The sequence below is a fragment of the Bradyrhizobium sp. U531 genome (genome assembly GCF_051710265.1).
Lineage (GTDB): Bacteria > Pseudomonadota > Alphaproteobacteria > Rhizobiales > Xanthobacteraceae > Bradyrhizobium.
Window position 1 is genome coordinate 819,486 of record NZ_JASVEN010000001.1, and the last position, 12,355, is coordinate 831,840.

Annotated in this window: 13 protein-coding genes and 1 tRNA gene; 8 read left to right on the top strand and 6 right to left on the bottom strand. The window is 63.4% G+C overall.

Translation table 11 applies throughout. The annotated features are described in order from the left end of the window. Window positions 1-181: 181 nt before the first annotated feature. Window positions 182-322 (bottom strand): hypothetical protein, encoded by a 141-nt coding sequence (locus tag QRQ56_RS04150; protein WP_438737765.1) that lies wholly within the window; start codon window positions 320-322, stop codon window positions 182-184. A gap of 1,200 nt (window positions 323-1,522) precedes the next feature. Between QRQ56_RS04150 and QRQ56_RS04155 the strand changes: the two genes are divergently transcribed. Beyond that, the gene (locus tag QRQ56_RS04155) at window positions 1,523-1,789 is read left to right on the top strand and encodes a hypothetical protein (RefSeq protein WP_298244765.1); all 267 of its coding nucleotides are present in this window, start codon (window positions 1,523-1,525) and stop codon (window positions 1,787-1,789) included. A gap of 94 nt (window positions 1,790-1,883) precedes the next feature. Further along, window positions 1,884-2,093, top strand: coding sequence for a hypothetical protein (locus tag QRQ56_RS04160; protein ID WP_438737767.1), 210 nt, complete (start codon window positions 1,884-1,886; stop codon window positions 2,091-2,093). Between the two features lie 155 nt (window positions 2,094-2,248). On the opposite strand, the gene QRQ56_RS04165 is transcribed toward QRQ56_RS04160, so the two are convergent. Then, window positions 2,249-2,341: transfer RNA gene (locus QRQ56_RS04165), tRNA-Ser, on the bottom strand. Window positions 2,342-2,972: 631 nt separating this feature from the next. On the opposite strand from QRQ56_RS04165, the gene QRQ56_RS04170 reads away from it, so the two are divergent. After that, complete coding sequence (locus QRQ56_RS04170; RefSeq protein ID WP_438737769.1) at window positions 2,973-4,544, top strand: porin; 1,572 nt, start codon at window positions 2,973-2,975, stop codon at window positions 4,542-4,544. Between the two features lie 181 nt (window positions 4,545-4,725). Here QRQ56_RS04170 and QRQ56_RS04175 read toward each other — a convergent pair whose 3' ends face one another. Both QRQ56_RS04175 and QRQ56_RS04180 read right to left on the bottom strand, forming a co-directional pair. After that, window positions 4,726-4,992, bottom strand: a complete 267-nt coding sequence (locus QRQ56_RS04175; protein ID WP_438737770.1) for a hypothetical protein — start codon at window positions 4,990-4,992, stop codon at window positions 4,726-4,728. 140 nt (window positions 4,993-5,132) lie between these two features. After that, window positions 5,133-7,556, bottom strand: coding sequence for a lytic transglycosylase domain-containing protein (locus QRQ56_RS04180; protein ID WP_438737772.1), 2,424 nt, complete (start codon window positions 7,554-7,556; stop codon window positions 5,133-5,135). Between the two features lie 225 nt (window positions 7,557-7,781). Here QRQ56_RS04180 and dapA point away from each other — a divergent pair, with 225 nt between their 5' ends. The 4 genes from dapA to QRQ56_RS04200 are packed head-to-tail and all read left to right on the top strand — an operon-like array spanning window position 7,782 to window position 10,259. Further along, complete coding sequence (gene dapA, locus QRQ56_RS04185; RefSeq protein WP_438737774.1) at window positions 7,782-8,672, top strand: 4-hydroxy-tetrahydrodipicolinate synthase; 891 nt, start codon at window positions 7,782-7,784, stop codon at window positions 8,670-8,672. A 54-nt stretch (window positions 8,673-8,726) separates the two neighbouring features. Continuing rightward, window positions 8,727-9,140, top strand: a complete 414-nt coding sequence (gene mscL / locus QRQ56_RS04190; protein ID WP_438740060.1) for a large conductance mechanosensitive channel protein MscL — start codon at window positions 8,727-8,729, stop codon at window positions 9,138-9,140. Between the two features lie 59 nt (window positions 9,141-9,199). Then, window positions 9,200-9,673 carry an SsrA-binding protein SmpB gene (gene smpB, locus QRQ56_RS04195; protein ID WP_027530006.1) on the top strand — a complete coding sequence of 158 codons (474 nt, stop codon included), beginning with the start codon at window positions 9,200-9,202 and terminating at the stop codon, window positions 9,671-9,673. 4 nt (window positions 9,674-9,677) lie between these two features. After that, entirely contained in the window at window positions 9,678-10,259 is a 582-nt protein-coding gene (locus QRQ56_RS04200; protein ID WP_438737776.1) for a peroxiredoxin, read from the top strand. On the opposite strand, the gene QRQ56_RS04205 is transcribed toward QRQ56_RS04200, so the two are convergent. Beyond that, the gene (locus QRQ56_RS04205) at window positions 10,256-10,930 is read right to left on the bottom strand and encodes a uracil-DNA glycosylase (protein ID WP_438737777.1); all 675 of its coding nucleotides are present in this window, start codon (window positions 10,928-10,930) and stop codon (window positions 10,256-10,258) included. The two genes, QRQ56_RS04200 and QRQ56_RS04205, sit on opposite strands and share 4 nt — an antisense overlap. Beyond that, the gene (locus QRQ56_RS04210) at window positions 10,911-11,558 is read right to left on the bottom strand and encodes a LabA-like NYN domain-containing protein (RefSeq protein WP_438737779.1); all 648 of its coding nucleotides are present in this window, start codon (window positions 11,556-11,558) and stop codon (window positions 10,911-10,913) included. Before QRQ56_RS04210 ends, QRQ56_RS04205 begins: the two co-directional genes overlap by 20 nt. 330 nt (window positions 11,559-11,888) lie before the next feature. Here QRQ56_RS04210 and rpoZ point away from each other — a divergent pair, with 330 nt between their 5' ends. Next, window positions 11,889-12,281 carry a DNA-directed RNA polymerase subunit omega gene (gene rpoZ / locus QRQ56_RS04215; protein WP_008133017.1) on the top strand — a complete coding sequence of 131 codons (393 nt, stop codon included), beginning with the start codon at window positions 11,889-11,891 and terminating at the stop codon, window positions 12,279-12,281. The last annotated feature ends 74 nt before the right edge of the window (window positions 12,282-12,355 follow it).

Consider the following 12,355-nt stretch of genomic DNA (forward strand, 5'->3'; position numbering starts at 1 on the left):
TCGATTTCGTTCCTCGGTGCGAGCTCGCGCGCATCCTCGGCATCAAACTTCATCCCGATCAGCAGCGACGCGGCGACCGAATCGCCGTCACGCGATTCGCGCAAAACGGCGGCTTGCACACGCTCGGACGAGCGCTCGCGCTGTTAAGCATGAAAATATTTTCGTTGCCAAAAGTCGCGACTCAGAGTCCGCGAAGCGCCTCCGCGAGGCGCTCGCGCGATCGTCGATGCATATTGCCGCGATGGTCGCGCGCGATGCGCGCGCACAGGAAAATACTTGCTGCATAGTGTTTTTGTGCAATCGCATCACTCGCGAACATCATCGATGCGCGCACTCTCCGCGATCGCAGCGACACGTCATGCGGAGCACTTGCATCGCGCTCGCCAAGCGCACGCGCGTTGCGTCGTCAACACTTCTTTAAGCGAGACGCTGTTTTTTTCTCTGTGTTGGTGTATTCGGAATGAGTGTGCACTCGATCCCCGAATGCATGCAGCGATTAAAAGCCATCTCACACATCGGAGGGCAACATGGCCAAGAAAGCTAAGAAGGCGAAGAAGGTAAAGAAGGCGAAGAGCGCAGTGAAGAAGACTGCGAAGAAGACCCGCAAGGTCGCCAAGAAGAAGTAACTTCGCTTCTGAAGTTGCCGGCTCCTCGAGAGCCGGCACGTCATCAGCGCCTCCCAGAGGTTCTGGTCGACGATAGAGGGTGTCGGCGAGACATCAGGTCAACGGTCGGATCGTTCTCTTTGACGGTCCGGCAGAAGAAACAAGTTTTCTTCGTTCGGTGCGGTTCTCCTTATCGAGCTCCGCAATTTCACAAGCGGCCTTCGGGCCAACGTGGAATCTGGTCCTGACGTGTTCGCCGACGCCCTCGTTCTCTTGAGGCCGGGGTATTGCCGGCATTCCCTTTCCCGACATTGCTGATCTGACACGACGCGGTCGCGCCGACTTTGCCGCCGTCGTTTGCCGCCTTGCTGTGGTCGAGGGCCGCAGCTTGCCTTGCGCGCTGTTCGCGGCCGCTGCTCTGGTCGCGGTGTCATCGTCCGGCTCCGACCGGGCGTCCAGCCCGCCGAGACGGCATTGGTTGCGCCGATGGGCCGCAGCGCGCACGTTTTTCCGCATGCGCGGGAAATGACAGGGCCAATTGCGGCCGAGATCGCGGTCCGCTCCGACAAATCGTAGCCACACGACACGCGCCACCGCTCGCGATGGTTATCGATGTCCCAAAATTCCAGGGTAAACCGAATCTGACCAATCGCAAAAGTCCCTGCAAATCGGGGACTTTTCGAAATCCTCGCGCGTGCGGGGTGCGCTCGCGTTTACGTCTGCTTCATCGCGATACTTAAACTGCCATTCAAATTTGACCGGCATCATTCCTCCAACAAGCCGGCAAACGGCAACGGGCCAAGAGCCCAGGGGATGAGTTGAACAGTGCACGATCCGGGGAAGGGTCATGCACATCAGAGTTGGACGGGAGCCGCGCTCGGTGGACCGAGGCGGCATAAGAAAAAAGGGGATGCGTTATGTTTCAGGGTACTTTCGATCTGGAGACCGCAACGCCGATCGACGCGAGCGCGCTGTCGGACGTGCTGTTCGAGCGCGGGATCTATTGGGCGAGCGGCCGCTCCGGGCTCGTCGATCTCGTCGCCGCGCACAAATGGTTCAACCTCGCTGCACTGAAGGGCCGCAAGGACGCCGTGGCGCTGCGCCAGGAAGTCGCCGGGCAGATGTCGGAAGCCGAGATCTCGGTCGCGCAGCGCGAGGCGAGGGCGTGGGTTTCCACCCACTGAACCGAAAAGCGCATCCGCACCCGTGTTCGCACGGGTGGCCCTGGTTGCGCTGAATCAAGTTTCTTCGTCGTGCCGCCACTTAGATCCGAGCGGCATGAGCAATTCCGACACGAACGGACGATGGCTGCCGATTCAGATCGCGCCCGATGAGTGCGACCTGGAACTCGGACGGCACCACAAGACGGGGATTCTGCCCTGGTCCTTCCCGTGCCGGCGCAGGTCAGGCGTCTGGTTCAACGTCTGGGCCGACGAGGCCGTGCTGATTTCGCCCTCGCATTGGCGGATCTGGCGGTTCCACCGCTAGACGTGCACGCACGCATATAAGGGCACGCGCAAACAGGGATGTGCGAATCGGTGGAATTCACCGCGCCGATCCCAACGCCAGGCTTTCGCACCGGCCGAACGATCGCTTTCAGGTGAAAGACCTCGCAGGTCTCGACGATTGATTCTGCCGCTGGGTGGCGGAGAGGGAGGGATTCGAACCCTCGATACAGCTTGAGACCGTATGACGCTTTAGCAAAGCGTTGCCTTCAGCCACTCGGCCACCTCTCCGGTGCGAGCCTTATGCATCTAATTGCTTGGACCGGTCAATTTGGAAGCGCGTGTTTTCGTTCGAATATTCCCAGCGATTTTCGAAACAGGCCCAATTTGCATTCGGCTGCCACCTTTGGGAGCGCTCTCTATATAGAGGCGCCTCTGCCGGGGCGCGGTCCGATGGAGCAGGACCTCTTCGGAGTGTGCGCCTCCGCCGCGAGTCCCGATCTGATTCTACGATTCGAGCTCGTCAGCGCCGCGGCAGCCAGACATCCGTTCCCCCGTGCCTCAAGTGGGAAATTTCGAGGGCAAATGGAACCGGCTCGAAAATTCCTTTAAAAACAATATGTTACAGGCGTCACACGATCACATCTGCGTGTTATTTGTGCAACACCCGTTGGAAAACAAGCTTCATCGGCCCGTTTCGGAGCGTTCTGTTGTTGTGTGTGCAAGGACGTTCGGTAATTGTGACTGCGCGACGGAGGGGGGCATCCCGAGGTCGTCCCGTTCAGGTCATTCGCTTAAGTCCCTCGCGTTCATGCGGGTGTGTCCGAAGACGCGAAGGAGCCCGAAGCGGTGATTTGAAGGGGGTTGGGGAATTGGCCGTCCGGTCAGTGACCTTCCCTGAAGAGCAACTTGGAGGTTTAACATGAAGTTGGTTAAGAGCCTTTTGCTCGGCTCAGCGGCGGGTCTGATCGCCGTGGGCGGAGCTCAAGCAGCCGATCTGCCCGTGAAGGCCAAGGCGGTCGAATACGTGAAGATCTGCTCGCTGTACGGCGCGGGCTTCTACTACATCCCGGGCACCGACACCTGCATCAAGCTGGGTGGTTATCTGCGCGCTGAAGTCGCGCTGAACACCAACTCGGACTTCAGCGGCCAGCTCACGTCGAACAACGGCGCGCGCAACCGTCTGACGAACTACTACACCATGCGCGCTCGTGAAGATCTCAACATCGACACGCGCACCGCGACCGAGTACGGCGTCGTCCGTACCTTCTTCGACGGCGTGTTCTCCTGGACCACCGGCAACTACGCCGGTACGGGCAGCGCGACCGGCACCACTGCCTACAGCAGCACGCTGGCTCTGAACACCTCCGGCGCCACCCCGGCTCTCGTTGGTTCGTCGATCAACGGCACCGACGGTGCGACCTCGGGCGGTTCGCTCGGCGTGTACTACGCCTTCATCCAGTTCGCTGGCTTCACCATGGGTAAGGCCGTGTCGCAGTTCGACGCGCCCTGGACCAACTATCCCGGCAACAACTTCGACAGCCTCGTCGGTGGTTCGGGCACGGTCACTGGTGTCAACCAGTTCACCTACACCGCTGACTTCGGTCAGGGCGTGACGGCGTCGTTCTCGGCTGAAGACGCGACCAACTACTACCAGGCCGGCAACCTGAACATGTCCGGCGCTTCGGCTGCTGGCATGATCGGCGGCTCCTATGGCTCCAACGCCATCGGTGGCTCGCGTTCGCCGAACCTCGTCGGTATGGTCCGTGTCGACCAGGCTTGGGGTCTCTTCCAGGCGTCGGTCGCTGCGCATGACAACCACGTCGCCTACTACGGCGCCACCGAGCCGACCGGTCATCCGGACGACAAGTGGGGTTGGGCTGTTCAGCTCGCTCTGTCGATCAAGAACATCCCGACTGGTGCGGGTGACGTGATCAACATCCAGGGCGTCTACACCGACGGTGCTTCCCGCTACAACTTCCAGAACCTCGCGGGCGGTTCCTACTCGATGTTCGGCAACTCGGGCGTTGCCTACCAGAGCGTCGGCTTCGCCATCGCTCCGGACACCGTGTTCATCACGGGCGGTGCACAGGAGACTGTGAAGACCTGGGGCTTCCGCGGCGCCTACACCCACAACTGGGATCCCTACTGGAACACCGCGATCTACGGTGCCTACGCTCAGGCGCAGTACGGTACGCTGGCTAAGACCACGCTTTGCGGCGCTGGTGGTGCTGGCGGCGTGTTCGGCGGTCTGGCCGGCGTCACGGGTTGTAACCCTGACTTCGCCATCGCCCAGCTGGGTCTCATCACCCGCTGGACGCCCGTCAAGAACCTCACGTTCTCGGCTGACGTGAACTGGACCCACCTCGACCAGAAGTACTCGGGTACGGTTGGTTACGCTGGTGCCGGCACGACTGCCAAGCCGGCCGCTGTGTACGAGCTCAAGGATCAGGACACCATCACCCTGCTCCTCCGCGCTCAGCGCAACTGGTAAGCTCGGTCTAACGACCTGATCTAGAGAGCCCCGGCGGGAAACCGCCGGGGCTTTTCTTTTGTGCGGTCACGAGGCGAGCGATCTTCGCCAGCCTGGCCGAGAGCGGAGAGGGCGGCGGCCACTCACGATACGAAAAAGGCCGCCCCAGGGGCGGCCTTTCGCATTCCGAACCGGACTATCGTTATTTCAGGTCCAAGGCCCGGCAATAATAGGAGCTCTCGACGCTGGTCCAGCCGCGCTCCATCCTGTTGCTCTGGCACTCGAAGAAGGTCTTGAAGCCGAGGACGTTTCTGCAGTTCTGGACTGCAGCGCCGGACAGGGAGCATCCGACCCACGAACCGCTGCCTGATCCATTGCCGGCCTGGGCTGCGACTCTGATCGGGGCGGCGCTTAACGGCACGATCGACATGGAGACGAGAGCAAGAGCAGACATCGTCAACGTCTTCATAGCTTTCCTCCTTTTTCTTCTTGTCCGGGGCGGCAGAGGCCGGTCCCGAACGGAGGATAGCGAAGCGGGTGAGAGATGTCTCGCTCAATCCAGAGATGCAGGGGCGGCATCGCGCGCTCTCGCCCCGGGGGACGAAGGCGCTATTCCACGCTGCCGGCGCCCCGGCGCAAATCGGCCTCGATCTGCAAGCGCGTGCCGCCGCCGAAGCGGGCACGGTAGACCTGAAGGTTCTCCATGATCCGCTGCACGTAATTGCGTGTCTCCGAGAACGGGATCAGCTCGACCCAGTCGACCGCGTCGACCTTGGGATCGCGCGGGTCGCCATAGCGGTCGATCCATTTCTTCACGCTGCCGCGGCCGGCGTTGTAAGCCGCGAAGGTCATGATGTAGGAGCCGCGGTAGTCCTCGAGCAGTCCGCCGAGCTCGGCCGAGCCGAGCGTGGCGTTGTAGACCGAATCGTTCTTCAGCCGGCCGAGGTCGTAGGTCGCGCCGTGCCGCTTGCAGACATAGCGCGCGGCGTCCGGCGTCACCTGCATCAGCCCGTAGGCCTGGGCCGGCGAGACCACCGCAGGGTTGAACGCGCTTTCCTGCCGGGCAATCGCGTAGACGATGCTGCGCTCGACCTCGGGGCCGATCGGCGTGAACTGCGGGATGCCGTTGACGGGGTAGGCGTAGAAGTCGAAGGGCAGGCCACGGTTGAGCGCGGCCTTGCCGAGCAGCAGCATGCCGCGCGCGTCGTTGTAACGCTGGGTGAGCTCGCCGAGGCCGGTTAGCGCCTCGGGATCGCCGTTCTCGCCCATGTCCGCCAGCAGCGGGATCGCCATCTCGCGCTCGTCGAGCTCGTAGAGCAGCTGTGCGGCGCGCACGATCTCGAGCCGTTCGGCGCCGCGCCCCCGCGGCTGGCTGTTCAGCTCGATCTGGGGCAGGCCGAGCTTGGCGCGCGCGAGCTGGCCGTAATAGCTGGTCGACTGTTCGGCTGCGCGCGCATAGGCGTTGCGCGCTTCCTGCTGGCGCCCGGCCGCCTCCGCGGCGCGGCCCTGCCAATAGCCGGCACGCGCCAGCGCGGTCGGATTGACGCTGCCGACGCCGATGCGGGCGAAATGCTGGCTGGCCGCCGCGGGGTCGTTGAGGAAGCGCAGCGCGATCCACCCGGCCGTGAACTCCTGCTCGGTCTTGTAGATGTCGCGCGAAGGCAGCGCGGCGTCGCGCGCGATCAGATAGGCGCTGCGGAATTCCTCGGTGTCGATCATCTTGCGCGCCAGCAGGCGCCGCTCGATCCACCATTCGTCGAGATTGTGGAGGCGGCCCGGATCCTTCGGCGCGGACAGCATCAACTGCGCCGCTTCCGCGAACTTCTCCTCGCGGCGCAAGAGCTGGATCTTGCTGAAGATGAAACCGGGATCGCTGTGCAGCTCGCGCGGCACCGCATCGAGCAGCGCGCGCGCGTTGGGCGCCTTCTTGACGGCGGCGATGCGGGCCTTGGCCAGCGCGACATAGCCGGCGCCGAGGCGCTTTGCAGCGCGCATCGCGGCCTCGTTCTCGCTGCCGTAGAGCAGGGTGTCCATCCGCGCCTTCTGGTCGCCCGCGGTCAGCAGCGCACCGAACTGGTCGAGCGCGTTGTTCTCGGTGTCCTCCGACATCGGATCGCTGCGCCAGGCCTCGCGCACCAGCCGCTCGGCGTTGGCGCGGTCGCCGCGCGCCAGCATCGCCCTGGCAAGCGTGAAGCGGCCCTTGGCGGAGATCGGGGACTCGCTTTCGAACCACGACCACGCGACGGACTCGTCGCGCCTGTCGTCCCACATCGCAGCTTCGAGGCGCCGGCGCAGGAAGGTCTGCGACGGCCAGCTCGGATTGGCGGAGAGGAAGGCGCGGTAGCGCTCCACGGTCGCGCCATTGTCTTCGCTGCGCAGGATGATCCATTCGGCGAGCTTGCGCGCGACCGGATCGGAGATGCCGGCCACTTCACTGCTGGCATCACCGCCCTTGCGCTTGCGCACCAGCTCGATGACGCTCTCCAGGGTCTGCTTGTCGCCTTGCGACGTCGACGACGTCGCGGCGACCGCGGCCGGGACGACCGGCTTGCGCGGCGCGGCATGCTGACGCGTCGCCGGCGCCAGCACGGGGGCTGCGAGGGGTTTCGGAGCAGGAGCGGTGGGTCTGACGGTGGCCGTCACCGCCGGTGCGGGAGCCGCTTTCGGTGGCGAAGCGCTGGCGGCCGGATGCGGCTTTGGCGCGGGCGCGGCGGCAGGCTTCGGCTTGTCCTTGGCGGCGGCGGGCTTGCCAGCCTCCTTGGCCGGCTTCTTCGCGTCCTTGGCCGGCGCGGCGGCCGCGCCCTTGCTCGTTTTGGCTGCGTCCTTGGCGGTGTCCTTGCCAGGCCCTTTGCTGGTTCCCTTGGATGAAGACCCCTTCGCGGCGTCCTTGGGGACGGGCTTGGCCGTGTCCTTGGCGGCCTCTGCGGTCGTTTCGCCGGATTTGGCCAAGGCGGCGCAGCCGATCGACAGCGCTGCCGTCAGGCACACGACGAGACCGGTGGATCGCCAGGCGGCGCGAGGGAATGAGGTCACGGGTTTCGTTGCCCCGAATCAGTCAAGTGGCTCAAGATCTAGCTGTATTTGATTGAATATGCGGACAAAATACCAACAGCCGCTTACCTCGGGCCGATTTGCACCACCACCGCGGCAAAATCGCGGCCTAAACGGTGCGTCACACGGCAGCGGGTCTTTTACCGGCGGGGTAGACCCGATATGAAAGGGGCTTGCTCGAGAGATAGCCGCGTACGGAGGAAGTCCATGGCAGCCAAGACGAAATTCCGGGGATCGTTCACCGCCTTGGTCACCCCTTTCAAGAACGGCTCGCTGGACGAGGCGGCGTTCCGCTCTCTGGTCAATTGGCAGATCTCCGAAGGCACCAACGGGCTCGTCCCGGTCGGCACTACCGGCGAGAGCCCGACGCTCAGCCATGACGAGCACAAGAAGGTCGTCGAATGGTGCATCGAGGAGGCCAAGGGCCGCGTGCCTGTGGTTGCCGGCGCCGGCTCCAACTCGACCAAGGAGGCGATCGAGCTCGCCCAGCACGCCGAGAAGGCGGGCGCGAACGCCGTGCTGGTGGTGACGCCGTACTACAACAAGCCGACCCAGGAAGGCATGTACCAGCACTTCAAGGCGATCAACGATTCCATCGGGATTCCGATCATCATCTACAACATCCCGCCGCGCTCGGTGATCGACATGTCGGTCGACACCATGACGCGGCTGTGGGAGCTGAAGAACATCGCCGGCGTCAAGGACGCCACCGCCAGCATGGTGCGCGTGTCGCAGCAGCGCGCGGCGATGGGCGAGGATTTCAACCAGCTCTCGGGCGAGGACGCGACGATTCTCGGCTACATGGCCCATGGCGGTCATGGCTGCATCTCGGTGACCTCGAACGTCGCCCCGCGCCTTTGCTCGGAGTTCCAGGCGGCCTGGGCCAAGGGCGACACCAAGGCGGCGCTCGCGATCCACGACAAGCTGATGCCGCTGCACAACAACCTCTTCATCGAGAGCAATCCGGCGCCGATCAAGTATGCGATGTCGCTGCTCGGCAAGCTGGACGAGACGCTGCGCCTGCCGATGGTGCCGGTTTCCGAGCCGACCCGTGTTGCGGTCCGCAGCGCCATGGTGCACGCTGGCCTGATCAACTGACGCGTCAGTTTTTCGGGGAGGCCGTTCATGAGCGTCGACGACAAGGGCAGGAAGATGCTCACGGAGTTCCGTGAGTTCGCCATGAAGGGCAACGTCGTCGATCTCGCGGTCGGCGTCATCATCGGCGCGGCCTTCGGCGCCATCGTCACTTCGCTGGTCGGCGACGTCATCATGCCGATCATCGGCGCCGCGACCGGTGGCCTCGACTTCTCGAACTACTTCGTCGCCTTGTCAAAGACGGTCACAGCCACCAACTTAGCGGATGCGAAAAAGCAAGGCGCCGTACTTGCTTACGGTAGCTTCCTGACGCTGACGATCAACTTCATCATCGTCGCTTTCGTGCTGTTCCTGGTGATCCGCGCCATGAACACGCTGAAGCGCAAGGAGGAGGCGGCACCGGCCGCGCCGGCCAAGCCGTCGGCCGAGGTCGTGCTGCTGACCGAGATCCGCGACCTCCTCAAGAAGTGACGCGCGCGCTTCATCCGAACTGTTAGCTTACGCGCGTATCTCGACCGGATTTCTCTCCCATGGCCGATAAAAACGAACGTCCTATCAAGGTCATGGCGGAAAATCGCAAGGCCCGCTTCAACTATGCGATCGAGGATACGATCGAGGCGGGCATTGCGCTGACGGGCACCGAGGTGAAGTCGATCCGCAACGGCAAGAGCACGATTGCGGAATCCTACGCCGATTCCAAGGACGGCGAGATCTGGCTGATCAACGCTACCATTCCCGAATATCTGCAGGGCAACCGCTTCAACCACGAGCCCAAGCGGCCGCGCAAACTGCTGCTGCATCGCCGGCAGATCAACAAGCTGATGGGTGCCGTCGACCGCGAGGGCATGACGCTGATCCCGCTCAAGCTCTATTTCAACGAGCGTGGTCGCGCAAAATTGCAGCTCGCGGTTGCAAAAGGCAAGAAGCTCCACGACAAGCGCGAGACCGAGAAGAAGCGCGACTGGAGCCGGGAGAAGGGCCGCCTGATGCGGGCGAGGGGCTGACGAGATGACCCAGCGAAACCTGCTCGAGGTCGATTGGACCCGGATTCCCGCGCCCGCCGATGACGGTGGGGCCGCGCATCTCGCCGGAATGATGTTGCCGCCGGTCAGCCTGCTCGCGACCAACGACACCTCGGTGATCCTTTCGGCCCTGCGCGGCCGGACCGTGGTGTTCGCCTATCCGCGTACGGGCGAGCCCGGCAAGATCGCGCTGGTGGATGATTGGGACATGATCCCGGGCGCGCGCGGCTGCACCCCGCAGACCTGTGCGTTTCGGGATCTGTTCGCCGAGCTGAAGGCCGCCGGCGCCGCCCAGGTGTTCGGTCTATCGACCCAGAGCAACGACTACCAGACCGAGATGGCCTCACGGCTGCATCTGCCGTTCCCCGTGCTGTCGGACGAGAAGCTGGCGCTGACGCATGCGCTGAAGCTGCCGACCATGGAGGTTGCGGGCCTGACGCTGATCAAGCGCCTCGCGCTCGTCATCGACGACGGCAGGATCACGCACGTGTTCTATCCCGTGTTTCCGCCCGACCGGAACGCCGGCGACGTGCTGGACTGGCTCAAGGCCAATCCGGTTCGCGGCTAATCCAGATCCGCCTTCACCTTCGCGAACACCGAGCGGAACATGTCCGGCGTCAGCACGCCGGTGTTCGTGTTGTAGCGCGAGCAGTGATAGCTGTCGTAGAGCTTGAACGCGCCGGCCTGATGCACGGCGCCATGGCCGAACGGCGCCTGCGAGGCCTTCAGCTTCAACGGCTTGAGCACGCTGTCGTGCGCAATCCGGCCGAGCGCGATGATCGCGCGCAGCTTCGGCATGCTCTCGAGATTGGCGATCAGAAACTGCCGGCAGGTGTTGATCTCGACCGGCAGCGGCTTGTTCTGCGGGGGAACGCAATGCACGGCATTGGCAATCCGGCAGTCCACCAGCTTCAGCCCGTCATCGGGACGCGCCTGATAGGTGCCCTTGGCAAATCCGTATTCGAGCAGCGTGGCGTAGAGCAGGTCGCCGGCATAGTCGCCGGTAAACGGCCGCCCTGTGCGGTTGGCGCCCTGCATTCCCGGCGCGAGGCCGACGATCAGTAGGCGTGCCTTGGTGTCACCGAAAGGCGCGACCGGCGCATTGTGCCACGACGGCTCGCGCGCGCGGTTCGCCTCGCGAAAGGCGACCAGGCGCGGACAGAGCGGACAATCGCGGTCAGGAACGACGGTGGGAGGCTGGCGGCTGGAGCGTGCCGCCTCACTCCTCGAAGTCGTCATCGCCCCTCGGCGCCATGGTGGTTGCGCGCTGGAGGAATTGCGGGGCGTGGTGGCGTCCCTCGCCACGCTCGCCGCGGTCACGCGGAGCGGGACGTTCGGACGGATCGCGGCCGAGCTTGGACTGCAGCTCGACGAGGTCGGTGAAGACGTCGGCCTGGCGGCGCAGCTCGTCGGCGATCATCGGCGGCTGGCTGGCGATGGTGGAGATCACCGTAACCCGGACGCCGCGGCGCTGCACGGCCTCGACCAGGGAGCGGAAGTCGCCGTCACCGGAGAACAGCACCATCTGGTCGACGTGCTCGGCGAGCTCCATCGCGTCCACGGCGAGCTCGATGTCCATGTTGCCCTTGACCTTGCGGCGGCCGGAGGCGTCGATGAACTCCTTGGTCGCCTTGGTGACGACGGTGTAGCCGTTGTAGTCCAGCCAGTCGATCAGCGGGCGGATCGAGGAGTATTCCTGATCCTCGATGATCGCGGTGTAGTAGAACGCCCGGAGCAGCGTCCCGCGGCTCTGAAATTCCTTCAGCAGGCGCTTGTAATCGATGTCGAAGCCGAGAGTCTTGGCCGTCGCATAGAGATTGGCCCCATCGATGAAGAGCGCGATCTTGTTGGTCGGAGAAGGTGACATTCAGTTTGCTCGCGTAGAGTTCGTGATTGATCGTTTTATTGTTGGCGCGGCGACAGCAGGCCGCGCATTTCTAAAGTGCCCGTAAGACCCCTCGAAACTGCAAATCCGAAGAAGTCGGGGCAATCAAGGTATAGTTATGACGGACTTGCAAAGATCCGGTGCCGCCCTCGATGGCAGCCCGGGAAACCACCCATCCCAGCCCCAATGTGGGGGTAGCAGAGCCGTTTGGCGAGGCCAAATCACAATTTGGCCTTGCGAAAACGCCCCGGTCCCTATAACTAGCCCCAATCATCCACATATTTCGTCTCACCCACAACGGAGCGACAGTCCATGGCTCGCGTCACCGTAGAAGATTGTATCGACAAGGTCGACAACCGGTTTGACTTGGTCCTGCTGGCCGCCCACCGCGCCCGCATGATTTCGTCCGGTTCACAACTAACGGTTGACCGCGATAACGACAAGAACCCTGTTGTGTCTTTGCGCGAAATTGCCGACACCACCATCTCGCCGGAGGACCTCCGCGAGGAGCTGGTGCACTCGCTGCAGAAGTTCGTCGAGGTCGACGAGCCCGAGCCGGATACGGTGCCGCTGATCGGTTCCGCCGGCGCGAGCGTCGATGCCGACGACACCGAGGTCGCCGTCGAGCGGATGACCGAGGAGGAGCTGCTGAAGGGTCTCGAAGGCCTTGCCCCGCCCGAGGAGCAGCCCGAGGAAGACGAGTAAATCGTCCGTCGCGACCGTCGAATTCTCGTGATTTTGTCAAAGGCCCGAACCCTCGTTCGGGCCTTTGCTTTTGT